Source organism: Psychroserpens luteolus, assembly GCF_021032705.1.
Lineage (GTDB): Bacteria > Bacteroidota > Bacteroidia > Flavobacteriales > Flavobacteriaceae > Psychroserpens > Psychroserpens luteolus.
Genome location: NZ_JAHVXI010000001.1, coordinates 529,884 through 553,126 on the forward strand (window position 1 = coordinate 529,884; position 23,243 = coordinate 553,126).

At 32.8% G+C, this 23,243-nt stretch carries 20 protein-coding genes; 12 read left to right on the plus strand and 8 right to left on the minus strand.

Annotation, left to right across the window (positions count from 1 at the left end; translation table 11 throughout):
• Positions 1-110 precede the first annotated feature (110 nt).
• The gene (locus KWG70_RS02335; protein ID WP_230934384.1) at positions 111-449 is read left to right on the plus strand and encodes a hypothetical protein; all 339 of its coding nucleotides are present in this window, start codon (positions 111-113) and stop codon (positions 447-449) included.
• Here the strand turns inward: KWG70_RS02335 and KWG70_RS02340 are convergent.
• Positions 446-805, minus strand: coding sequence for a YraN family protein (locus tag KWG70_RS02340; protein ID WP_230934385.1), 360 nt, complete (start codon positions 803-805; stop codon positions 446-448). The two genes, KWG70_RS02335 and KWG70_RS02340, sit on opposite strands and share 4 nt — an antisense overlap.
• A 196-nt stretch (positions 806-1,001) precedes the next feature.
• Between KWG70_RS02340 and KWG70_RS02345 the strand changes: the two genes are divergently transcribed.
• Together KWG70_RS02345 and KWG70_RS02350 are read left to right on the plus strand one after the other, a co-directional pair.
• Positions 1,002-2,048, plus strand: coding sequence for a helix-turn-helix domain-containing protein (locus KWG70_RS02345; protein WP_230934386.1), 1,047 nt, complete (start codon positions 1,002-1,004; stop codon positions 2,046-2,048).
• 77 nt (positions 2,049-2,125) lie between these two features.
• Positions 2,126-4,249: a serine hydrolase domain-containing protein gene (locus KWG70_RS02350; RefSeq protein ID WP_230934387.1), complete on the plus strand. Its 2,124-nt coding sequence runs from the start codon at positions 2,126-2,128 to the stop codon at positions 4,247-4,249.
• On the opposite strand, the gene KWG70_RS02355 is transcribed toward KWG70_RS02350, so the two are convergent.
• Together KWG70_RS02355 and KWG70_RS02360 are read right to left on the minus strand one after the other, a co-directional pair.
• Positions 4,230-4,994 (minus strand): HEAT repeat domain-containing protein, encoded by a 765-nt coding sequence (locus tag KWG70_RS02355; RefSeq protein WP_230934388.1) that lies wholly within the window; start codon positions 4,992-4,994, stop codon positions 4,230-4,232. The two genes, KWG70_RS02350 and KWG70_RS02355, sit on opposite strands and share 20 nt — an antisense overlap.
• Before the next feature lies 1 nt (position 4,995).
• Positions 4,996-6,009, minus strand: a complete 1,014-nt coding sequence (locus KWG70_RS02360; protein WP_230934389.1) for a S66 peptidase family protein — start codon at positions 6,007-6,009, stop codon at positions 4,996-4,998.
• Positions 6,010-6,083: 74 nt separating this feature from the next.
• Here KWG70_RS02360 and metG point away from each other — a divergent pair, with 74 nt between their 5' ends.
• A complete protein-coding gene (gene metG / locus KWG70_RS02365) occupies positions 6,084-8,129 on the plus strand; it encodes a methionine--tRNA ligase (RefSeq protein ID WP_230934390.1) in 2,046 nt (681 codons plus the stop codon).
• A 4-nt stretch (positions 8,130-8,133) separates the two neighbouring features.
• Here the strand turns inward: metG and KWG70_RS02370 are convergent, their stop codons facing one another.
• Positions 8,134-8,472 (minus strand): T9SS type A sorting domain-containing protein, encoded by a 339-nt coding sequence (locus KWG70_RS02370; RefSeq protein ID WP_230934391.1) that lies wholly within the window; start codon positions 8,470-8,472, stop codon positions 8,134-8,136.
• A gap of 253 nt (positions 8,473-8,725) precedes the next feature.
• Here KWG70_RS02370 and KWG70_RS02375 point away from each other — a divergent pair, with 253 nt between their 5' ends.
• Positions 8,726-9,556 (plus strand): T9SS type A sorting domain-containing protein, encoded by an 831-nt coding sequence (locus KWG70_RS02375; RefSeq protein ID WP_230934392.1) that lies wholly within the window; start codon positions 8,726-8,728, stop codon positions 9,554-9,556.
• 51 nt (positions 9,557-9,607) lie between these two features.
• On the opposite strand, the gene KWG70_RS02380 is transcribed toward KWG70_RS02375, so the two are convergent.
• Both KWG70_RS02380 and KWG70_RS02385 read right to left on the minus strand, forming a co-directional pair.
• Complete coding sequence (locus KWG70_RS02380; RefSeq protein ID WP_230934393.1) at positions 9,608-12,124, minus strand: alkaline phosphatase family protein; 2,517 nt, start codon at positions 12,122-12,124, stop codon at positions 9,608-9,610.
• Entirely contained in the window at positions 12,108-12,254 is a 147-nt protein-coding gene (locus KWG70_RS02385) for a hypothetical protein (protein ID WP_230934394.1), read from the minus strand. Before KWG70_RS02385 ends, KWG70_RS02380 begins: the two co-directional genes overlap by 17 nt.
• A 69-nt stretch (positions 12,255-12,323) precedes the next feature.
• Here KWG70_RS02385 and KWG70_RS02390 point away from each other — a divergent pair, with 69 nt between their 5' ends.
• The gene (locus KWG70_RS02390) at positions 12,324-13,226 is read left to right on the plus strand and encodes a histone deacetylase family protein (protein ID WP_230934395.1); all 903 of its coding nucleotides are present in this window, start codon (positions 12,324-12,326) and stop codon (positions 13,224-13,226) included.
• A 7-nt stretch (positions 13,227-13,233) separates the two neighbouring features.
• Here the strand turns inward: KWG70_RS02390 and KWG70_RS02395 are convergent, their stop codons facing one another.
• Positions 13,234-15,816, minus strand: a complete 2,583-nt coding sequence (locus tag KWG70_RS02395; RefSeq protein WP_230934396.1) for a phosphoenolpyruvate carboxylase — start codon at positions 15,814-15,816, stop codon at positions 13,234-13,236.
• 239 nt (positions 15,817-16,055) lie between these two features.
• On the opposite strand from KWG70_RS02395, the gene KWG70_RS02400 reads away from it, so the two are divergent.
• From KWG70_RS02400 to KWG70_RS02425, 6 genes are all read left to right on the plus strand, one after another.
• Positions 16,056-18,464 carry a hypothetical protein gene (locus tag KWG70_RS02400; RefSeq protein ID WP_230934397.1) on the plus strand — a complete coding sequence of 803 codons (2,409 nt, stop codon included), beginning with the start codon at positions 16,056-16,058 and terminating at the stop codon, positions 18,462-18,464.
• A gap of 49 nt (positions 18,465-18,513) precedes the next feature.
• The gene (locus KWG70_RS02405) at positions 18,514-19,353 is read left to right on the plus strand and encodes a helix-turn-helix domain-containing protein (RefSeq protein WP_230934398.1); all 840 of its coding nucleotides are present in this window, start codon (positions 18,514-18,516) and stop codon (positions 19,351-19,353) included.
• Between the two features lie 92 nt (positions 19,354-19,445).
• Positions 19,446-19,598: a hypothetical protein gene (locus KWG70_RS02410; protein ID WP_230934399.1), complete on the plus strand. Its 153-nt coding sequence runs from the start codon at positions 19,446-19,448 to the stop codon at positions 19,596-19,598.
• A gap of 128 nt (positions 19,599-19,726) precedes the next feature.
• A complete protein-coding gene (locus KWG70_RS02415; protein WP_230934400.1) occupies positions 19,727-20,275 on the plus strand; it encodes a carboxymuconolactone decarboxylase family protein in 549 nt (182 codons plus the stop codon).
• Between the two features lie 39 nt (positions 20,276-20,314).
• Complete coding sequence (locus tag KWG70_RS02420; RefSeq protein ID WP_230934401.1) at positions 20,315-20,704, plus strand: cupredoxin domain-containing protein; 390 nt, start codon at positions 20,315-20,317, stop codon at positions 20,702-20,704.
• Positions 20,705-20,861: 157 nt separating this feature from the next.
• The gene (locus KWG70_RS02425; protein ID WP_230934402.1) at positions 20,862-22,178 is read left to right on the plus strand and encodes a T9SS type A sorting domain-containing protein; all 1,317 of its coding nucleotides are present in this window, start codon (positions 20,862-20,864) and stop codon (positions 22,176-22,178) included.
• 166 nt (positions 22,179-22,344) lie between these two features.
• Here the strand turns inward: KWG70_RS02425 and KWG70_RS02430 are convergent, their stop codons facing one another.
• On the minus strand, positions 22,345-23,235 hold the full coding sequence (locus KWG70_RS02430) for a thiopeptide-type bacteriocin biosynthesis protein (RefSeq protein WP_230934403.1): 891 nt from the start codon (positions 23,233-23,235) through the stop codon (positions 22,345-22,347).
• Between the last annotated feature and the right edge of the window lie 8 nt (positions 23,236-23,243).

Below are 23,243 nucleotides of genomic sequence, written 5' to 3' on the forward strand. Positions count from 1 at the left end.
ATCTTGGCGCTTATAACGTTAACATCATATTGATGTTAATCTTGATGAAAAAAAATTTTATACATCGAAAAAAATTCTATATTTTTATTGTCTAAATTATTAAATCCCAAATGAGTTACACTCTTATCATAGGTTTCTCTCTCTTAGCGCTCCTGCTTTATAAGGTTTATGAATGTGTGAAACGTAATAATCTCACGAAATTAGGGCGAATTAAATTTGGAATATCTGCAGCTTTAGTATTTGCATTTATCGCTACAGGTTACTTTTTAACGTATCCAGATTCTTTGTACTGGTTTATATTTTCAGCTGTTATTATTATCTCAGTAAGTTTGTCTTCTGCTCTAGTAAGAGATGAAGCTAAACGATATTTAGCTCTAAGCACCAAAGACAAAATGATTAATGCATGCTATTATGTATTGTTACTAGTATCTCTCAATATCATTTTTTAAAAATGATAAAAAGCATTTTCTAAATGCTCAATATCAAATTGTTTTCCGTTTTTTACTATCGCAATAATATCAAATCGCACCTCAACATCAAGTGTATTAGATTTTACAAATTCATCTACAGCTTTTATTATGCGTTGAATTTGCTTTGGCTTTAAAAACACTTGAGGGTTACCAAAATCTTTTGAAGAACGCGTTTTAACTTCTACAACAGCTAGAACATCCCCTTTTTTAGCAATAATATCTACTTCGGCTTTTTGAAATACATAATTTTGAGCAAGAATCTCGTACTTGTTTTTCAATAAAAAATTGACAGCCAATTGCTCACCTCTTTTTCCTAGTTCATTATGATTTGCCATATCACTAAAATAGAAAAATTGTATTACTTTTAAATTATTAATTTAAATACATAATTTCATCAATTCACTATTTGATTTTCCGTTTAGCTTTGGTCAAAAAAGCTCTTTACTCCTAATCTTTTTTTTTCATGGCATTGTCTTTTCGTTTTTAGTATTAAGAAAAGGAATCGCCTACAATAATAAAGCTAGTAAATGGTTGAGCTTATTATTGTTTTTATATACCATGTACATCACACCTTACATGTTAGGCTATGCCAATTGGTATTCTGAAAAGTTAACTCGGGAAATTTTATTTTTTGTGCCATTTATGCAAGTCCTATTAATTGGTCCTGTAGTATACTTTTATACACAAAGTCTGTTAAATAAATCATTTCGATTATCAAAAAAAGATTGGATTCATTTTATACCAGCTTTACTTTATCTCATATATAGTCTTATTGTTTTTGTAACAGACAAATTGATCTTAGACAGCTTCTATTTTTATGCAGACGGTAGAGACAAAGATTTAGCAAATTGGTATCAGGTTGCTGGTTTAATCTCAATGAGTTTTTACTTAATATTGAGTCTGAAATATTATGCCAATTATAAAAAGTTGATTTTTGAAACTGTAAGTTATGCCGATACAATATTATTTCAATGGATACGAAATTTCATGATCGCTTTTCTAGGTATTTTAATTTTACGTGTTTTATTTTTCATTCTAAATCCAGATTGGGGTGAGTTTGGAAGTCAGTTTTGGCATTACATTTCTTTTTCTTTTGTCTTTTATTACATCTCTGTTAATGGCTTTTCTAATGCTGTAAAATCTTCTGTATTATCTGCTTCAAATTCAGAGAGTCTCGATATTTTTCCGAAGGAAAAAGAACAATTAACAATAACTCCAGACAATCCTATCGAAAAAGATATTGAAGATTGGAAACCTAAAATATTGGCCTTAATTAATAACGATAAAATCTATGAAAATTCTACATTGACTTTGTCTGATGTTGCTAAGAAATTAGAAACAACGACCAAGGTTGTGTCCTCTGTAGTTAATTCAGGTTTTCAAATGAATTTTAATGACTTTATTAATCATTACAGAGTTGAAGCAGTTATTGAACAGCTAAAAAAAGGAGAACAAAACACTAAAACACTTCTTGGTATCGCTTTAGAATGTGGGTTTAATAGTAAAGCCACATTTAATCGAGCGTTCAAAAAACACACATCTCTTTCACCTAAAGAATATCTTGTTAAATTATCTTAAAAAGAGGTCTCAAATCTAGATTTGAAGCGTTTCGTATTGCACTTACCATGACTTTTGTATCAAATTAAAATTTAGTCATGAAAAAAATTATCACACTTTTCGTTTTTCTTATTTCTGTTTCAACCTATGCTCAAGATCAGTTAAAAAAAATTGATTCTATAGTTAATTCAAAATTATCTCATACTGATCCTGGTTTATTTGTAGGTGTAGTTAAAGACGGTAAAATTATATATGAAGGTTATAAAGGTCTAGCCAGTCTACAACATAATATAAAGGTTGATGCAAATTCACGCTCAAACATTGCTTCAACAGCTAAACAGTTTACTGCTTTAATGATTTTAAATCTTGCATTAGAAGAAAAAATAAGCTTAGAAGATGATATAAGAAAATACCTTCCTAAACTTTATCCTACGGTCAAAGATAAAATCAAAATAAGACACCTATTAAATCACACAAGTGGAGTACGTGATTTTTACGATTTAATGAGTATTCAACAAGACCCTTGGTGGAGAAAGGAAGGATTAGATAATGATGATGCTATTGAGTTATTAGAAAAACAAGAAGATTTAGCCTTTGCACCTGGCTCAAGATATATGTATAGTAATTCTGGGTACACCTTGTTAACTAAAATCATTGAAGTTGCTTCAGGCGAAAAATTTCATGACTATTCAGAAAAATTCTTCAAGAACTTAGGAATGAAGAACACTACCTTTCTTAAAAATTACATGTATGTGATTCCTAATCAAGCCTTACCGTATTCAGATTGGGGAGATGGTGTGTGGCAACAATATCCAATGATTACGAATTTATATGGTGATGGTTTTCTATTCACGTCGTTAAAAGATCAACTTATTTATGAACAAGCCATTCAAAATGCTAATTACAATAATAATGTCTTGCTCATTAAAAGCCAGAAACCAATTCCAAATAGTGAAATCACTTCTTATGGTTTTGGGTTAGAATTGGAAGATCGTTTGAATCATAAATCTGTTCATCACTCTGGTGGTACTGGATCATACCATTCCCAAACCATTCGCTTTCCTGAAGAAAAGTTAACTGTTTTTGTAATGAGCAATAACAGTAAATTATGGAGTGGTGGTATTGCAGATGATATTGCGAAGCTATTCTTACCACAAAAGGAAATGGTTCTTACTTATGATGATCGTCTTAAAAATGTTTCTAATAATATGGCGACATCAGAAGTCTTAGGGCAATACCTTTCACCAGGAAACTATTTAATTCGAATAGAAAAAAAAGATGAAAAGCTAACATGGAGAAATGGAAATAATAATCCTATAGAGCTTAAAAAAGAAGCGCAAAATCTATATAGTATATCCTATAATTCTAAAATCAAAATAGGATTTTATAAAAACGAACTAATCTTATTCTATCCTACAGGCAAAGCAAGCGTTTATAGCAAAATCCCAAAAGAGGAAGTGACACTCGCTGATTTAGAAAGCTATGTAGGTCAATATTACAGCAAAGAATTAGATGTTGAATTTTCTATAAACTATACAGATGAAAAATTGTCTATTTCATTACATGGTTGGGACGACGCACAAGATTTAGAAGTTTTAAATAGAAATGAGCTTTTAGTCTTTGACTACATTCTTAAAATTGAGCGCGATCAATTCAATAGAGTTACAACTATTCTTCTCACAACAAATCGTGTCTTAAATAACAAATTCATCAAGAAAACGAACTTAGTATTTCAACCAAAAATTAAAACCAAAAACGGATCTATTAATGTCACAACAATTGGTTCAAGAGGTGGAAAGTCGTCTCAAATTTTATTAACTAAAAACTATGAAAACGGCAATGAAATTTGGTCGCAGCAGTTTGGTGGAAAAAGCTATGATGAAGCCAGTTCCATTATTGACACTAGTGATGGCGGCTATTTAATTATTGGTTCTACGAGTTCGTATGGCAATGGTAATTATGATGTTTATGCCATAAAAGTAGATAAAAAAGGAAAAGAACAATGGAGTAAAAGCTATGGTGATTTTTATAATGAATACGGCTATACTGCCGAACTCACAAAAACTGGATATTTAATAAAAGGAACAAAGCAAAATTGCAGCTCAAACTCAGATGTATTCAATAGAACTTGTACGACCAATGTTTGGTTTGTAACTATTGATAAAGAAGGGAATGAAATTTCAAATGAAATTTTGGAAGAAATTAAAGAGACTTATAATTAGCATCAATATAAGCAATGGCTTCATCTTGCGTTAGTACCGCAAACTTTTTATAACGATGATGTACATCGACAATTTCATCTAATGCCTTTTCAACCAGCTCTTTATTTTTCCAAGTGTTAAGATGTGCAACCACTGTTTTTAAGCAACCATTCTTATAGGCAATTTGGCCAAGCACATGCACCAAGGTATCAGAAACACGTCGTGTGTTGTCAAACTCTAATTCTTTTAATAATGGCAAAATATCTTGTGGATGTGTACGTCCTCGAAGTTCAATACCATGGCAAATTTCTCTTCGTATTTCTTTGTCAGAATGCTTAAGATAAGGTTTCGCCCAAGCTAAAACTGGAACAGGATTTTTCTCTCCCATTTTCTTTATAGAGCCAATTACGGCATTACGCACACGATGATGGCTATCAAACAAACCCATGTCCATGAAATCTTGAATTTTATCAAAATGAAATTTTCCTATTTCTCCAGCAGCATTGATTACAGTTTGACGTATTAGTTCATCATCAGATTGCATCAAAGTGTGTAATACTGAAAAGATTTTAGTTTGTAATGATGATTGTGTATAAAAGATCTTACCTATAGCGAGATAGCCCGTTTTGCGTATATAGGTATCTTCATCTGAAAAATAGCTAAGAATATGTTCTGTTTTGTCTTGAGATAAATCGCTCGCAATTTCGGTATTGATTTGGGCAACTAAAAGATTCCGTTCTTCTTTCGATAAGTCGTAAAATGCCATACTAATCTTTAAAAGTAATTGTTGCTTTGCTTTTTTCAACCTTCAATTCGATCACTTTTCCTAAAACCATAGCGCGATTGTCCTTTTCATGACCTGCCGGCATATTAAACGCAATTGGAAAATCATAATCTGCTAAAGCATCAATAACTAATTGCTCAACTGAGGTTCCCCAAAGCGTCGTGTTTTTCCGTAGTTTACTCATATCGCCTACAATAACACCTTTACAGTTATTAAAATAACCAGCGCGCTTTAAACTTTGCAACATACGATCTATATGGTATTTGTATTCCCCTATTTCTTCAATAAATAAAATCTTACCAGACACATCAATACTCGTTTTTGAGCCTAACATGGTATGCAACATGGTCAAATTTCCGCCAACTAGAGGTCCGCTTGCTTCACCTACTTTATTGTAATTAGACCCTTCTAAAGTATAATTAACTGGGTTGCCAAAAATTGTCGCTTTAAACGTATCTACTGTTTCTTTGATCTCTTCTAAATCTTTAGTTAAACTCACACACATTAATGCATGTATAGATTGGAATCCTTCATTGTGAAATTGATTGTGTAATGCCGTAATATCACTATAACCAATCAACCATTTAGGGTGTTTCTTAAATTTTGTATAGTCTAACTTATCTAATATTCTAACGGTTCCATAACCTCCTCTAGCACACCAAATTGCACTAATTTTTGGATCATCTAATGCCATTTGAAAATCCTCACAACGTTCGTCATCGGTTCCTGCAAAATGATCATCTTTACTAAACACATGCTTTCCTACCACAACTTGTAATCCCCAACCTTTTAATAAGGCTGTTGCTTGCTCAACTTCATCATTTCTGTTTTTTAATATGCCAGAAGGTGCTACAATAGCAACTGTATCTCCAGCTTTCAAGTATGGTGGTTGTATCAAAATAGTTAGATTTTGTTGTTCAGATTGTTCTTGTGCTGTTACATTTCCGAAGAAAAAAATCAGACAAATAAAAAGTAAAACATTACACATTTTAGACATATTGTAAATGTACATTTTTTTTCTAAAACGCTTGTAAAATGCTTACTTTTGTAGCTTGTTAAAACGAATTCGAAATGTCTAAACGATATACAATTACTGCGGCTTTACCTTACACTAATGGTCCAATCCATATTGGGCACTTGGCAGGTGTTTATGTGCCAGCAGATATTTACGCGCGCTATAAACGATTAACTGGAAATGATGTGGCTTTCATTTGTGGAAGTGATGAGCATGGTGTACCTATTACGATTAAAGCAAAAAAGGAAGGCGTAACACCTCAGGATATTGTAGATAAATATCATGCTATTATTAAAAAATCGTTTGTAGACTTCGGAATTACATTTGACAACTACTCCAGAACCTCAGCAAAAATTCATCATGAAACAGCATCAGAGTTTTTTAAAACCCTGTATGATAAACATGAGTTTGTTGAGGAAGTAACAGAACAACTCTATGACGAAGAAGCTAATCAGTTCCTAGCCGATAGGTTTGTTACCGGAACTTGCCCAAAGTGTGGTAATGAAGAAGCTTACGGAGACCAATGTGAAAATTGTGGTTCGAGTTTAAATGCTACAGACCTTATAGGTCCTAAATCGGCAATTACAGGAAATGTTCCTACTTTAAAAGAAACCAAACACTGGTTTTTACCACTTAATAAACATGAAAACTTTTTAAGAGAATGGATTTTAAAAGGCCATAAAAAAGATTGGAAACCTAATGTTTACGGACAAGTAAAATCATGGATTGATGATGGTTTGCGTCCAAGAGCTGTAACACGTGACTTAGATTGGGGAATTCCTGTTCCTGTGCCTGGAGGTGAAGGAAAAGTACTTTATGTTTGGTTTGATGCACCTATTGGTTATATCTCTGCAACTAAAGAATGGGCTGCACAAGAAGGTAAAGACTGGGAGCCTTATTGGAAAGATAAAGACACTAAATTAGTTCATTTTATTGGTAAGGATAATATTGTGTTTCACTGTATTATTTTTCCATCAATGCTTAAAGCTGAAGGGTCTTATATTTTGCCAGATAATGTGCCTGCTAATGAGTTTTTAAACTTAGAAGGCAATAAATTATCAACTTCAAAAAACTGGGCGGTTTGGTTACCTGATTATTTAGAGGATTTTCCAAATCAACAAGATGTATTACGTTATGCATTAACAGCAAATGCTCCTGAGAGTAAGGATAACGATTTTACTTGGAAAGATTTTCAAGCAAGAAATAATAATGAGTTGGTAGCAATCTTCGGAAATTTTATTAATCGTGTTGTAGTGCTTACCAATAAATATTACGATGGTGTGATCCCTGAAGCTTCAGACTTTTCAGAAGTTGATACAGAAACTTTAGCTACTGTTAAGGCCTATCCATCTGTTATAGAAAGCTCTATCGAACGTTACCGATTTAGAGAAGCGAGCCAAGAATTAATGAATCTAGCACGTTTAGGGAATAAGTATTTAGCCGATGAAGAGCCTTGGAAGTTGGTGAAAACTGACGAAGCGCGTACAAAAACAATTATGTTTATAGCACTTCAAATTGCGAGTGCGTTAGCCACCTTAAGTGAGCCTTTTTTACCGTTTACCTCAAATAAATTAAAACGTATTTTAGATACGCATTCAAATTCATGGACCGATATTTCAACTAAGGATATTCTATTACCATCGGGTCATCGTATTGGAAAAGGTGAATTGTTGTTTTCTAAAATTGAAGACAAGACCATTCAAGAACAATTAGATAAATTAGAAGCCAGTAAGAAAGCCAACGAAGCCGCGAATAAAGAAGTAGAACCTCAAAAAGAGACGATCACTTTTGATGATTTTACAAAACTCGATATGAGAGTTGGAACTATTCTCGAAGCTGAAAAAATGCCAAAAACTAAAAAACTTTTGGTATTAAAAGTAGATACAGGTATTGATACAAGAACCATTGTTTCTGGTATCGCCGAGAGTTTCACTCCTGAAGAAGTCGTTGGAAAACAAGTCACTGTTTTAGTGAATTTGGCACCAAGAGCTTTACGCGGTGTGGAGAGTGAAGGTATGATCTTAATGACCGAAACACCCGAAGGAAAATTGGTATTCGTTAATCCTGATACGACGGTAAATAGTGGATTGCAGATAAGTTAGAGCCTTATTTAACGACCATTTTTTTAATGGCTTGCTGATCGTATTTGTCTATCGCTTTTAGAAAATAAATACCACTTTCAAGCTCAGCGACATTCATTCTAATGATGCTTTTATCAAATTGATGTACGAGCACACTCTTACCTAGCGCGTCTATGATTTCTATACTTTTTATTTTATGTGTTCCTATGACGAACAATTCATCTTCCACAGGGTTAGGATGAAATTTGAATACTTCAATTTTTTCTGGAAGTTGATTTTCTTTAGGCGGTTCAGGCTGTTGTTCTTGAGAAAATGAATAGTTACAAATGATTAAGATTAAAAAAGCAAAGCGCGCATTTTTCATGATGTTTAATTTAGTGATTGATGAATAGGGTTATCAATAACGGTTTAAAAATCAATTAATTATGCGATTAAAGTTAAAATCACTATTGTTAATTCATTATACAATAAAATGTCACAACTAAAAACGCTAGAAAGTAGTGAACTGTAAGTTAACGAGTTATCAACACATCCTTGTTAACTTTAACTTTAAAAAAGTAAGAATATATTGATAAAAAATGTATTTTGGTCACTCATAACTCAATACGTATTTCAATATGAAAAAAACTACTTCTTTAAAATTATCAAAACAACTTGCCAAGTATGGTGCTTTAACTGTAGCCATAGCAGGTGTAGCTGATGCTAGTGGGCAAATAAGCTACACAAATATAGATCCAGATTTTTCTGGTGGTGTTGGCGGAGAATACTTTTTAGACTTGGACAATAACGGCACTAACGACTTTAGAATTTTCCATAATAATGCATCTTCAGCTAGCTCTGCAGCGATTTTAATTTCGCCCTTAACTGCTAGTAATGATGTACTAGGAACAAGCGGCGGAACTTATGCATATCCTTTTGTTTTAAATTCTGGAGATGTTATTTCAAGTGGTGGATCTGCCTGGAACAATAATGGGTTTTCTGGTGGTTTTCAATCTTTAAATTATGGCAGTAGCTGTAGTATTGGTAATTGGTGTGGCGTTACAGATGGTTTTATTGGTCTGCGTTTTAATATTGGCGGAAGTACACACTATGGTTGGGCGCGATTAGATGTACCAACTGATAATTCTACGGCGTGGACAATAAAAGACATGGCATATAACCAAACAGCTAATCAGAGTATCTTGGCAGGTCAACAAACCTTAAGCGTAGAAACAACTATTTTTAATGATGTTAAAATAGTTGCTTTAAATAAAAGTATAGGTCTTTATAACTTGACAGATACAGCCAACTATAAGTTGTTTAGTATGACTGGAAAGCAAGTTTTAGAAGGAACTGTTACAGACAACACTTATGTAATAGAAGCGAACACAGTTGCTTCGGGTGTATATATTATTGAACTTATTGATGTGAACTCTAAAGCAACAATAAGAAAAAAAGTAGTATTATAAAACAAGATAAAATCGAAAAAAGGTACTGTAATTACAGTACCTTTTTTTTATCTAAGCTTTATTCCTATACAAAGATGTATCTACACATCCAATCATAGCATCAAGGTCGAGGTCTTCTCCCAAAAACGAAGATACTTTTGAGGTCACTTCTCTAGTATTACTTAATACATCTTTATAATCTATATATATAAGTTCCACTCCTGGTTCTTTATTCTTCCAAGTTTCGACTAAACTAAGATGTTTTTTATACGATTCAAACAATCGTATTGGCAACGTTTCTGTATCCTTACCAATCATCTTTTGTTGAGATTGTACCACTTCATGTAAGTCTCTATTCATAAAAATTACTTTGTAGCGATACTGAGGATCCAAAAACTTAAGTAAAGGAGCCACAACTTTAACAGACTTATTTTGTGCTTTATGTAACCAAGTATTATCCTTATGTAAGGCCATAACAGGATCGTATTCGAAATAACCTTTTGGGTTCGAAATATCTGCCTTCCGATTAGAATCGGTTAACACCGTTTTACCGCCTTTATGTAACATTTGCATCATAAGGGAAGTTCCTGATCTAGGTAATCCAGAAACAATAATGATTTGGTCTTTATGATTGGTTGAATTTATTTTGTCTTCAAACTTATTTTGCGATTCAATATTTTCTATGGCCTTTTCTGCGCGATGATGTGTTTTAGGCTTTAATCTAGCAGCTGTTTGATAAGCTTTCTTTGCATTTTCGGTGTCTCCTAATTTTTCTAAGGCTTCACCCAATGTGTAATGTGCTTCAGGAAAGTACTTTACCAGTTCTATAGAAGTTAGAGCATGTTCAGCGGCTTCTTCAAAATGTTCAAGACGAATTAATGTAACGGCTAATGCATTATGAAATTTTGCATTATCGACTTCTAATTTTAAACTCTCTTCAAAGGCATTTTTAGCATTAGAATAGTCCCCAATCTGAAGGTATATTTTACCTATTTCATACCATACTTGAGCATTAGGTTTTTTATTCTTTGCCTCAATCAACAGCTTTAAAGCCTTATCTATGTGACCCTTGTGCATTAAAATTTTAGCCTCTGAGAAGTAAGTATTTATTTTAAATTTTTTATCTCTTGTTCTCAATTCATTCAAGTAAATCTCTGCTTTGTCATAATCGCTTTCAGAAAAGCTAATCGCTAATAAATCCATATAATATGGAATAAGATCTATAGGATCTTTTTCTTCAATTAATTCCAACAAAATAGCTTTTGCCTTTTCATAGTCCTTTTTCCCAAGATACACTCGAGCTAAATTATGTTTTAGATCACATTTAACCTTTACTATTGAATTTTCAATTTTTTCATCAGGACGATCTATATAACCTAAATCTATAAGCTGTTCCATGGTTTCTTGATCATTCAAGAAATCTTTATAATCTGTGTTTTTTGACTCACCAAAATCTCCTTCTATATGTTCCCAACTCTCAATATAATTAGGTGATGATGTTTCCTTAAAAATATCTAGCGCGACTTTACCATCCATATCTTTACCAATAGGCAAATCAAACATATGTAATAGGGTTGGCGCAACATCAATGAGTCCTAAACCAAATATTTTTTCGTTTGTTTTAATATTTGGACCTGCAGCCACAAACATCCCAAACTGACGGTGTTCTAATGATGGAGCTGCTTGATATTTGGGCATCTCCAAAATGCGCTTGTGATCAGATTCATAACCATGATCAGACATAATGATAATCGTTGTGTCTTCACTTACAAGTTCTAAGGTTCGCTCTAACATCATGTCTTGAAAACGATAGGCACTATTCACACAATCTTTATATATGTTATATAAATCTTGAGGGACGGGGTTTAATTTTGGTGGATGAAACTTCATGAATGCATGACAAAAATGATCTATCAAATCGTAATAAACAGCCATAAAATCCCATTCAGAATTTTGCATGGTATATGTGGCTGCAGAGTGTATAGATACATTCTCTGCCATAATTTTGGCAAATGCTCGCAGACCTTTGTCGTTTTTCTGGTCTATCTCTTTTGCTTTTGGCATGAAAGGCAATATATGAGCTTCTGTTATTTCATAAGGAAACAATCTCAAGTCACTCATCTCTTTCACTAATGATTCGGGATGTATGGTACCAGAAACTATAGGGTTTTTAGCTTTTGGATCCATACTTACTTTTTGAAATCGATCAGTAACAACTACACCATTAATAGGCTCTGCAGGAAAGCTTGGCCACCAACCTACTAAGTTACTTTTAAGTCCTTGATTATGTAATATATTCCATATAGCTCTTGATTTTCTCGAATTAACAGTTACTGGGTGAACTCCTTTCATATCTGGCATAAGTTCTAAAAACCCTAAAACACCATGCTTATCCGGTGTTTTTCCCGTAGCCACAGTAGACCACAGCATAGGAGAATATGGAGGATTCATTGTAGCCATGTTTCCATAAACGCCTCTATCTATAAGTTTTTTTAGTGCTGGCATTTGACCTTTTGCTAATAAAGGTCCCATAATTTTCCAATCGGCAGCATCCCAACCTAACAAGAGTACTTTATTCTTTTTCTTCATTTTTTCGTTTTAGTTGTGCCTCTTTTTTTACTTGACGCCATGCTCTTAAACCTAAATCTCCAAGCGCTAGAAGTCCGAGCGATCCCTGTTCGGTAATTTCTACAGATTGTTTGTGTAATTCTTCCTTCATTTGATTCATTTTGATTGTCATAAAAATAGAATAAATCTTAGACGTATATTTACATTTTTAAAATTTTAAATGCTTAAAATAGCTTTCCATCCTATTTACAAACATTCGTTGCCAGAAGGACATCGCTTTCCCATGTTAAAGTATGAGTTGCTTCCTGAGCAATTACTGTATGAAGGCACCTGTACCGAGGCTAATTTTTTTAAGCCAGAAACACCAAGTGATACTCACATTCTAAATGTACATACTGAAGACTACTACCAAGATCTAAAGCAACTAACCTTAGATAAAAGAGCAGCTCGTAAAATAGGATTTCCATTGAGTTCTATTTTGGTGGAACGTGAGGTCATTATAGCAGATGGATCTATAAAAGCGAGTGAATACGCCATAGAATATGGTATTGCAATGAATATTGCAGGCGGGACACATCATGCTTATACCAATCGTGGTGAAGCCTTTTGCTTGTTAAATGATCAGGCTATTGGTGCACGATATCTTCAGAGCAAAGGATTAGCACATAAGATTTTAATAGTGGATCTGGATGTACATCAGGGAAACGGAACGGCAGAAATCTTTCAAAACGATACTTCTGTTTTTACATTTTCCATGCATGGCAAAGGTAATTACCCCTTTAAAAAAGAAATGAGTGATTTAGATATCGCTTTAGAGAATGATACTGATGATGATACCTATCTCAATATTTTATATGATATACTTCCAAAATTAATCAAGCAAGAACAGCCCGATTTTATTTATTACCTCAGCGGTGTAGATGTTATTGCAACCGATAAGCTTGGCAAATTAGGACTAACTCTAAATGGCTGTAAAACACGTGATCAATTTGTTTTAAACACTTGTAAATCTCATGATATTCCTGTCATGTGTAGTATGGGAGGTGGTTATAGTCCAGATATCAAAACTATTGTCGAAGCACATGCCAATACGTATCGCCTAGCCCAAGAGATTTTCTTTTAAAAACAACTTAAGCCGAATTACGACTCGCATTAATATTTCCGAAGAGCGAACGTGTTACGATTTTCTCAAAAATAGCTATCTGTTCTTCATCTCTAACTTCTGCTTTTTCCAGCTCTTGTATTTTTTTAAGCGCATATTGCTGTATGGTCAATAATGGCAACACAATAGCCTCACGCATATCTATTGATGCTTTTCCAGCAGGCTCTTCTTCCATGAGTTCTTTTGAATTGGTAAGCTTTAGCAATAAACGCTTAGAAGTTTCATATTCCTTAAAAATAATGGTCCAGAATTCACCAAACTCTTCGTTATCTGCCATATATTTTGTGAGATCAAAAAATGATTTAGACAATGACATCATACTGTTTTCAATAAGCGTTTTAAAGAAATTTGAGTTATTATAAAGGTCTTTTACTTTTTTAAATTCGCCTTTATCTTCATAGTATTGAAGTGCTGTACCAACGCCAAAAAAACCTGGAACATTTTGTTTGAGCTGACTCCAACTACCTACAAAAGGAATGGCTCTTAGGTCTTCAAAAATGAGCCTATCTGATTTCCCGCGTTTAGAAGGTCGACTTCCAATATTTGTCTTTGCATAGTATTTTAAAGTACTCATACGTTCTAAATATGGTACAAACATGGGGTGTTTTTTAAAGTTTGAATAGGCTTCATAACTTAAGCTAGCCAAATCGTTCATTACTTCGGTATGGTGTTTAGCCATCGCTGTATTTGTGTCATTGAGATGATTTAAAATACCAGAACTTATCAACTGTTCTAAGTTATACTGAGAAGAATCCAGTGTGCCAAAATTAGAACTAATCGTTTGTCCTTGTATGGTTAACTGCACTTCTTTATCTTCAATAGTTGGTCCTAGCGATGCATAAAATTGATGCGTTTTTCCTCCTCCTCTAGCTGGAGGCCCTCCACGACCATCAAAGAAAATCACAGTGACATCATACTTTCTGGAAACAGCAGTTAGACGCTCCTTCGCTTTAAATATTGCCCAATTAGCCATTAGGTATCCACCATCTTTGGTACCATCGCTAAAGCCCAACATAATGGTTTGCCTGTTTCCTCTTTTCTTTAAATGCTTGGCATAATCTGGATTTGTATACAACTCCTCCATTACTTTTGGTGCATTCTCTAAGTCGGTAATAGTTTCAAATAATGGCCCTATATCAACTGTTAGCTCATTTTCAAAAGCCACTAACTTTAACATAGCAAACAATTGCATCACATGGAGTGTCGTTTGATTATTGCTAATAATATATCTATTCGCAGCACGTTCGCCATTGGTCTCTTGGATAGTTTTTATAGCCTCAATGGTTTTCAACGTTTTTAAAACAGCCTCATCTTCAAATAATGAAAGCTCTATACTGCCTTTAATTTTCGAAAGCACTTTCACTTGTTCTTTTTCTGATAATTCTTGATAGTTCTTTGGGAAAATAGCGTGTCCTGAAGCAATTAATGTATCGACCATAGCATTAAAAACCGAAGCATGAGCACGACTATCCTGTCGGATGTCTAATGTTACAAAATGAAATCCGAACAACTGAATTTTATTTAAAAGACTATTAATTTCATCAAGATATAACGACTGATGCTCATTAATAACCATCGATTTAATAGCCTCTAATTCTGATTTAAAATGTGTTAATGTCAACTCGCTTTTTTCTAAAGACGTAAACGCTTTATAGAGTTGAATTTCTAATTTAGTCATGCGCTCACCTATTCCCTTAAAGGTTAGCTTTCGCTTTAATTTTCTAATATCGCGATAGTAATTTTTAAAAATAGTTTCACGTAATCTTCTAGCTACTTTTAAGGTGATTTCTGGAGTAACAAATGGATTACCATCACGATCACCTCCAGGCCAAAAACCAATATTTATAATGTCATTATCAATATGCTGTCCATCAAAAATGTTTTGTTGAATGTAGTTATAAATACTTCCGAAGGAATAATAAAACACATGTTCTAAATACCAAATTAAGCTAACTGCTTCATCATATGGTGTGGGTTTTTTGTGTTTAAAAAATGGTGTCTTACCTAATTGCGCGAGTAAGTCGTTAATAACCAGCAGATCATTTTTTTTGATCGCTTCGGTTAAATCTGTAATAATCCCTAAAACAGATCCTGGATAGAATTGCGTAGGATGTGCAGTAAGTACAATTCGAACTTTAAATTCTTCAAGATACCGTTGTAATTCTTCAAGTTTGTTTTCTGAAATAGCCGATTCTTTTAAACTTCGTAATGTTCCAATACCATCCATGTTATTTACAATTGGGAATGCAGCATCTTCAATAGCATCAAATAGTACTACTTGTCGTTCGATATACTGAATAAATCGAAACAGTAAATTGATCTGACTCTGTTTTGAGCGTCTCGCTTGATACTTCTTAAAAAAAGTTTCTACTATGGTTGTGGGATCATCTCCTGCTTTAAATCCTTTTTGACAGGTTTCATGAAATAACGGTAACAAAACACCTGTTTTTGTAATCGTATCAAAAGGTAATGTCATAAAAATACTATTGTAAATTTGGTATTTAGACATGACATTTTGTTTGAATCTTGTCAATTTTGGCTGCGTAGACATCTTATCGTAGTTTGTATAAAGATACTAAAGCCTACAAGGTTAAAGTAACCTCATGTTATTTTTTACGGATTCTTCAATTTTTATAAACCTTAATTATCAAAATGTCAATTAAAATAAATTTTAACTATAAATTAATAACGGTTTTGTAAGAAAATAGCTCATTTTAAAGTATCTTTATGTTCTATGTCAACGCTTTTAAAGCGTTGATATTTAAAACGCTAGACTAAAAACCATCAACTATGAATTTTAATCTTTTTAACCGCTTCCGTTTTTACCATTTCTGCTTTTTTCTAATTAGCGCTTCACTTTTAAATCTTAATGCACAAAACAATTTCGATGAAGAATCATTGGTAGATGCCTATGAAGATTATACCGAAGCTCCAAGAGAAACTATTTATGCACATTTAAATAAATCGACCTATATAAATGGTGAAATGTTAGGTTTTACGGCTTATGCTTTCGATAAATTCACAAAAGAAAGATCTAATTTAACATCAAACCTCTATTGTACTATATCTGATCTTAACGGAAATGTGATTAAACAAAAACTAATTCGCGTTGTTGATGGTGTTGCTTCAAACGTATTCTATATAGACGAAAAGCTGAAAAGCGGCAACTTTATGTTTAAAGCTTATACAAATTGGATGCTCAATTTTGAAGAGCAAAATCATTTTCAGCAGGTATTTAGTGTACTTGATGCCGATTCGCAATCTGAAATAGCATCAAAAACGATAGATAATGACCTTGATATTCAAATTTTAGGCGAAGGTGGTCACTTAGTATACAATACACTTAATACCGCTGGTATTATTGTTAAGAACAAATTTGGTAAAGGCTTACCTTTTGCAAAAGCAGAAATTATTGATGATAATAACCTAACGATCAACGAATTTAAACTTAATGCATTTGGGATTTCAAAAGTTATTTTCAACCCAGAACCAAATCGTAAATACTTTGTGAACGTCTACCATAATGACGCTATTAATACCATTGAAATTAAAGACATAAAAGCCATTGGTTTTAATATGACGGTTAACAATTTGCAGGATAAATTGCTCATTAATTTTGCAACAAACGACGCTTCAATTGACATTTTAAAAACTAAAACATTTAAACTTGCTATTCATAATGGAAATGATATAAGTGTTGTCCCATTTAAAATGAATGAACATGCAAAAACCATGACTGTTCCAAGATCTGAATTATTTTCGGGCATTAATATTTTTACGGTGTTCGATGAAAAAAATAAACCTATTTTGGAGCGCTTAGTGTTTAACCACATTAATATCAATGCAGGCAAAACCAACTATATGTCTTCGACTCAAGACAAGGATTCTTTATTAATAACACTAAAAGTTGACAACAATAAACTAGATCATTTTAACAATGTGAGTGTTTCGGTATTGCCTTCAGAAACAAAAAGTTACGATCATCATCACAATTTACTATCACAGTTATACTTACAACCTTATATAAAAACACCCATACAAAATGCTGGTTATTACTTTAAAGATGAAAGTCGTAAAACAACATATGAGTTAGATAATTTGTTACTTACTCAAGGTTGGAGTAGCTATAACTGGACTAACATATTTAATTTTAGTAACATCTATAAATATGAGTTTGAACAAGGTATTAGAATAACATCAAATATAAATGGAGAAGTCAAGTCTGGTATTTACATGACTTATCCTCTCAAAGAAAGTACATCTCAGATCTACACAGTTAGTGAAAATGATAGAACTATTTTAACCAAAGGACTTTTCCCAGATAGCGAGGAGAAATTTAAAATAGGTTACCTCAACAAAAAGGGAGAACCTAGAGCTCCTTCGGTATATCCACAATTCTATCCATCAACGTTCTCACAATTTGATAAAACATATGATTATACTTTATTTGATAGTTCAAGATTGACTACTACCACGAAAATTCCTAGCACACCAAGTTCTTGGAGTGATATTGAAACCTTAGATGAAGTAGTGATCACAGGAAAAAAGGAAAAAACCAGAATTGAGAAGCTTCAAGAGAAAAAAATAAAAGGTAAAATTTTTGAGGTGACTAATAAACAGCGTCTTCGAGGCACGCCTTTGGATGTGTATTTAACCTCTATTGGCTTTGTAGCCAGATACGATCTCGTAAATGGTATATTTTCCATTATAAATCCTAGAGTGAGTTGGGGAAATCCTGTACCATTAGTTTACTTGGACGATGTTCTCTTGTGGGAATCTAACTTTGATATTTTAGCTACGATTAATCTATCATATGTAGATTATGTTGATGTAGAGTATTACGGTTTTAGCGGAGGTATTAGAGGTCAAGCTGGTTTTATAAAGATTTATACTAGTCCGGAGTTTTTCTATAGAAATGACGGAAAAGCCAATACCATTTCTACATTTGATTTCCCATTAACATTTGACGAAGACAAACAATTCTATACACCAAAGTACCAATTTTACAATACAAAGTTTTTTAATGAATATGGGACTATAGATTGGAAACCAAATTTAAAAGTTGATAGTGAAGGCTTGATACGTTTTAAAATTAAAAACTCAAATATCGAACGTATCAACCTCTATATTAATGGTATTGTAAATGGTAATGAATTGCTATCAGAGATTAAAACGATAGAAACCACTAATTCTAATTAAATCTTAAATTCTATTGTAATGTTTCACTACTAAATGAGACCATTAGTTCATGTCAAAAACATTTACAGAATTTTCTACCAATGCTATTTTGAATGTAGGTGATGCGCAATTACTTTCAAAGTACAGCTCATCAAAACCTATTGGATTATACACATTTGTATGGGCTACAAATTCGCCTATTAAGGTTATTGTAGATGGCATACCACTAACTCTAGAACCTCATCAAATTTTATCGCTTACAGCTATTCAGTATTTTCAATTTGTAGAAGGTAGCGATGTTATTGTTTATCAGTTTAATCGCGAGTTCTATTGTATAAAAGACCATGATAAAGAAGTAGGTTGTGCAGGTTTATTGTTTTTCGGAAATGAGCATATTCCCATTATTACGTTAAACACAACAGAGCAGCAGAAATTTTCCATATTACATGAGGTGTTTTTAGACGAACTGGAAACGACAGATACCATTCAAGCCGAAATGTTACGTATGCTTATGGCGCGATTTATCATTAAAACGACACGTTTATTGAAATCTAGTTCTGACGAGACCAAACCTTTAAAAGGAAGCAATGATACCTTACGACATTTCAATTTTTTAGTAGAGACACATTATAAACAGGAACACAGTGTCTCTTTTTATGCTGAAAAATTAAACAAATCGCCAAAAACGCTATCTAATAGTTTTTCAAAATATCAAAAGAGTCCGTTACAAATTATTCATGATCGTATCGTACTAGAAACTAAACGTCAATTATTATATACAGATAAATCTTCAAAAGAAATCGCGTACGATATTGGATTTGATGATGCATCGCATTTAAGCAGATTGTTTAAAAAGCAAACATCATTAACACCTTCAGAATTCAAAAAAGGAAGTAAATTATACGTTTAGGGAAAAATTGACAATTCACAAGGAAGTCCTTCCATTTTTTGAACCACTTAGCTATCGCATCTTTGTAGTGTTAAATCAAAACACTTATAAAGATGAATTTAAAACACATATCTATTTTCAATTTAATTGAAATATTTAGAACAAGTCAGAAAAAAATTGTTCAAACCATAAGTCCAAAAACACATTGTGAGCAGAAGCATATTCACGATTACTATTGTGATGCTGAAAAACCTCATATTGGTTAATTTTCAGAAGCAAAAACAATGATTCGGGAAAAATTGACAACTCAAAAGGAAAAAAGACCATTTCAAAACCATAACAGTCATTGCATCTTTGCAATGTAAATAATAACAAACATTTAAAAATAAATATTATGAATACATTTAATGTACCAACAAGAGAAGACGTAAGCGAAAATAACCAAGCTATTTTTGACAACCTTAATAAAGCACTAGGATTTGTTCCTAATTTATATGCAACTTATGCTAATAGTGATACAGCTTTAGAAAACTACCTCAACTTTGCTAATGCAAAAACCTCATTATCTGCAAAAGAAAAAGAAGTTGTGAATTTGGCTGTTAGTCAAGTTAACAATTGCATCTACTGTTTATCTGCTCATACAGCTATTGGAAAAATGAACGGCTTTAACGACGATCAAATCTTAGAATTAAGAACAGGTAAAGCTTCATTTGATACTAAATTAGATGCTTTAGCAAGATTAGCTAGAAACATTACTGAGAATAGAGGAAATACAGATCAAGACGTATTAGACAACTATTTCGAAGCAGGTTATACAAAAGCTAATTTAATTGATACTATTTCATTGGTTGGAGATAAAACCATTTCTAACTATATCCATAGTACAACTAAAGTTCCAGTAGATTTTCCAGTAGCACCTTCATTAGAAGACGTATTAGTATAAATTCAACATATAATTAAACACATAAAAACTTATAAAAAGATGAAAAAAGTAATTTCAATATTCGTAATGGTTTTAGCATTTACATTAACTACAAATGCTCAAGATAAAATGATGACAAAAGGTGATGTGAAAATAGTATCATTAGAGCAAACTAAAGGTGAGTTCACACAAAAAGCCTTAACTGTAAGTGAAGGGACTTATATTTTTGAAGTCGCGAACAACAATGTAGGAACAGAAGTTGGATTTGTTTTAGTACCTAAAGGGAAAGATGCTTCTAATGCCGAAAATCATATTAAAACGGCTTACGTGACACAAGTTGTAAAAGATGGAGAAACACAAACCTCTAATAAAACGAAGTTAACAAAAGGAGAGTACATATATTTTTGCCCTCTAAATAAGACGCCACAATACACCCTAATTGTTAAGTAGGCTAACTAAAGTTGATTAATTGCGAAAAGACTTTCCCTAGGGAAAGTCTTTTTTGTTTTAAAGTCTTTTGTAATTATATTATTTTTATTACGACTTTTACTTAATACATAGTTATTTCGTAACTTTAGCGTTCAAAAAATTTAAAAAAGAAAAATTAATGAAAAACAAAACTACTTACCCTCGAGATTTTTTTTCAAAAGCATTAGCATTTGTTTTAATGATATCTTGTTCGACACTAGTATTCGCTCAAGATTATCAAATTGTAGGCGAAGCTGTTTATTTAGATGAACCTACTTGTGAATATCCAAGAATATTTGATCCAAACAATGAACAAATTTCTATACCTAACGAATTAATCTTAGCTAGAGATGGAGCAGGTTCTAATGGAACAGCATGCTCAACTTTTGTAGTATCTTATAATGGATTTACGCAAGAAGCTCAGGATGCATTTCAATTTGCTGTAGACATTTGGTCTAATACTATTGAGTCTTCAGTACCAATTAGAATTAATGCAAATTACACGGCTTTAGGACCTGGAGTTTTAGGAAGTGCTTCTGCAAACGGATTTTTTGAAGTGACTGGAGCAGGTATTCCGCCTAATACGCTTTTCCCAAGAGCGCTTGCCGAAAAATTAACAGGTTCTGATACAGATCCATTTCCACCGCAAGCATCAATTGACATCAACTGTAATTTTAGCAGTTCGATAAATTGGTATTTTGGAACTGATGCTAATCCATTTTTTAATCAATTCGATTTTGTATCGGTAGTTTTACATGAATTAGGACATGGGTTAGGTTTTGCTGGTTTTGCGAGACCAAATGGCGCTAACACCGAAGGATTACTTAGAAACGGTGGTTTTGTAAGTGCTTATGATAATTTTGTAGAAAATGGTGCAGGAACTTCTATTTTAGATTTTCCAGACCCATCATTTCAATTATTACAGCAACTTACTGGTGGGAATTTATTTTCTAACAGTCCTGCAGCTGTCGCAGCAAATGCAGGTGTACCACCAGAATATTGGGCACCAAACCCATTTAATCAAGGGTCTAGTTATAGCCATTGGGATGACAATATATTTCCAAATGATAATATAAATTCTTTAATGACGCCCTCTATAGGTAATGGTCAAGCTAATCATAATACTGGTCCTATTACAAATGGATTATTTCTAGATATGGGCTGGACACTTTGCCCAGCGCTTAGTGTTAATGAATTTACTTTAGAGAGCTTAGAAGTGGCGCCAAACCCTTTTAATGACAATATTAGAATTACCTTACCAGGAAACTATAATGATAGTGATTTTAACATCTCGATACTTGATGTTAATGGTCGCGTTGTTTTAGATAAAGATGTATCAAGTATTAACAGAACTATTGATATGGACTTATCTCAGTTAAAAGCATCTATTTACTTTATGACTATAGAAGATGATGTTACTGGCTTAACTGTAACTAAAAAGATTGTTAGACAGTAAAAAAATCATTCTTGAAAATATTAAAAAACCCACGATTTTAGAATCGTGGTTTTTTTTGTAATCATGTTTAATTAAAACTTGTTCTTAAGCTTCTATTTTAGAACTTTCTATCCAACAACTATCATGCATACTACTATTTGCTATATTAGTATTTAGAGAATGACGTTTAACTAACTTTACTTCTTGCTATTAAAGAGTTATAGTAACGAGATAAAAAATCGTAACATACCATTTCATTTAATCGATTTTTGGACTTAAATACGCGGTTCATTAGCATGTGAATATAACTCGCCATTAAATCATCAATATGCAATTCTAGTTTATGATCTTGATTGAGTTTTAAAATACGAGCTGCTATTGTACTTATATGATGTTCCTTTTCCCTTAAAACTCCAATAATAGGCTCATAATCGGGTATATCATTTTCCTTAAACGCAATAAAATTTGCAATTTTAGGTCTATCTTCTCTGTATTTATCGTTTAACTGTTTTCCTAAAAACTTGGTCTTTCCAAACTCTAAGGCAAATCCTATTTTTAAATCATTTAATAAGCCTTGTTTACGCGCGTTAGAATACTGAAAACTTTCGAGCAAAGCATCTGTGGCTTTCAAAGCAAATAACCATCTTAGTTCTTCGCCTTCTTCGCCTTCTATCATATCTATAAAATCAACGATCATTTTACTATCGTGATAAAATAATTCTTCGCTCATCTCCATGGTATTGCTACCATATCGCTTTAATTCTCTCATATAAGTGTCAGACTGTACTTTCCATATAAGTCCTTGGTCTATTGACGGTTTTAGTTGTTCATTTAATTCGTTAATTATTAAACCAACATTCTTTTTATCTATACAATAAAAACGTAATCTTAAGTGATATTTTGGGTCATTGAATCTTATAAAAAACCACTTATCAATAACCTTTTCTTTTATTAACTTTTGGGTTAGAGGTTTCACAATTTCGGTTAAAATCATGTCAGATGTTTTGGGTCCTGAATAGACTTTATAATACAACCAGTGATCGCCTAAAATATATTTACTCTGAATCTTTTTATCCATAGTGGTAG

Bases quoted from the DNA above. Each gene is read 5' to 3' on its own strand.
- KWG70_RS02335 (WP_230934384.1), top strand. From the start codon at position 111: ATGAGTTACACTCTTATCATAGGTTTCTCTCTCTTAGCGCTCCTGCTT.
- KWG70_RS02340 (WP_230934385.1), bottom strand. From the start codon at position 805: ATGGCAAATCATAATGAACTAGGAAAAAGAGGTGAGCAATTGGCTGTC.
- KWG70_RS02350 (WP_230934387.1), top strand. From the start codon at position 2,126: ATGAAAAAAATTATCACACTTTTCGTTTTTCTTATTTCTGTTTCAACC.
- KWG70_RS02355 (WP_230934388.1), bottom strand. From the start codon at position 4,994: ATGGCATTTTACGACTTATCGAAAGAAGAACGGAATCTTTTAGTTGCC.
- KWG70_RS02360 (WP_230934389.1), bottom strand. From the start codon at position 6,009: ATGTCTAAAATGTGTAATGTTTTACTTTTTATTTGTCTGATTTTTTTC.
- metG (WP_230934390.1), top strand. From the start codon at position 6,084: ATGTCTAAACGATATACAATTACTGCGGCTTTACCTTACACTAATGGT.
- KWG70_RS02370 (WP_230934391.1), bottom strand. From the start codon at position 8,472: ATGAAAAATGCGCGCTTTGCTTTTTTAATCTTAATCATTTGTAACTAT.
- KWG70_RS02375 (WP_230934392.1), top strand. From the start codon at position 8,726: ATGAAAAAAACTACTTCTTTAAAATTATCAAAACAACTTGCCAAGTAT.
- KWG70_RS02380 (WP_230934393.1), bottom strand. From the start codon at position 12,124: ATGAAGAAAAAGAATAAAGTACTCTTGTTAGGTTGGGATGCTGCCGAT.
- KWG70_RS02385 (WP_230934394.1), bottom strand. From the start codon at position 12,254: ATGAAGGAAGAATTACACAAACAATCTGTAGAAATTACCGAACAGGGA.
- KWG70_RS02390 (WP_230934395.1), top strand. From the start codon at position 12,324: ATGCTTAAAATAGCTTTCCATCCTATTTACAAACATTCGTTGCCAGAA.
- KWG70_RS02395 (WP_230934396.1), bottom strand. From the start codon at position 15,816: ATGTCTACGCAGCCAAAATTGACAAGATTCAAACAAAATGTCATGTCT.
- KWG70_RS02400 (WP_230934397.1), top strand. From the start codon at position 16,056: ATGAATTTTAATCTTTTTAACCGCTTCCGTTTTTACCATTTCTGCTTT.
- KWG70_RS02405 (WP_230934398.1), top strand. From the start codon at position 18,514: ATGTCAAAAACATTTACAGAATTTTCTACCAATGCTATTTTGAATGTA.
- KWG70_RS02410 (WP_230934399.1), top strand. From the start codon at position 19,446: ATGAATTTAAAACACATATCTATTTTCAATTTAATTGAAATATTTAGA.
- KWG70_RS02415 (WP_230934400.1), top strand. From the start codon at position 19,727: ATGAATACATTTAATGTACCAACAAGAGAAGACGTAAGCGAAAATAAC.
- KWG70_RS02420 (WP_230934401.1), top strand. From the start codon at position 20,315: ATGAAAAAAGTAATTTCAATATTCGTAATGGTTTTAGCATTTACATTA.
- KWG70_RS02425 (WP_230934402.1), top strand. From the start codon at position 20,862: ATGAAAAACAAAACTACTTACCCTCGAGATTTTTTTTCAAAAGCATTA.
- KWG70_RS02430 (WP_230934403.1), bottom strand. From the start codon at position 23,235: ATGGATAAAAAGATTCAGAGTAAATATATTTTAGGCGATCACTGGTTG.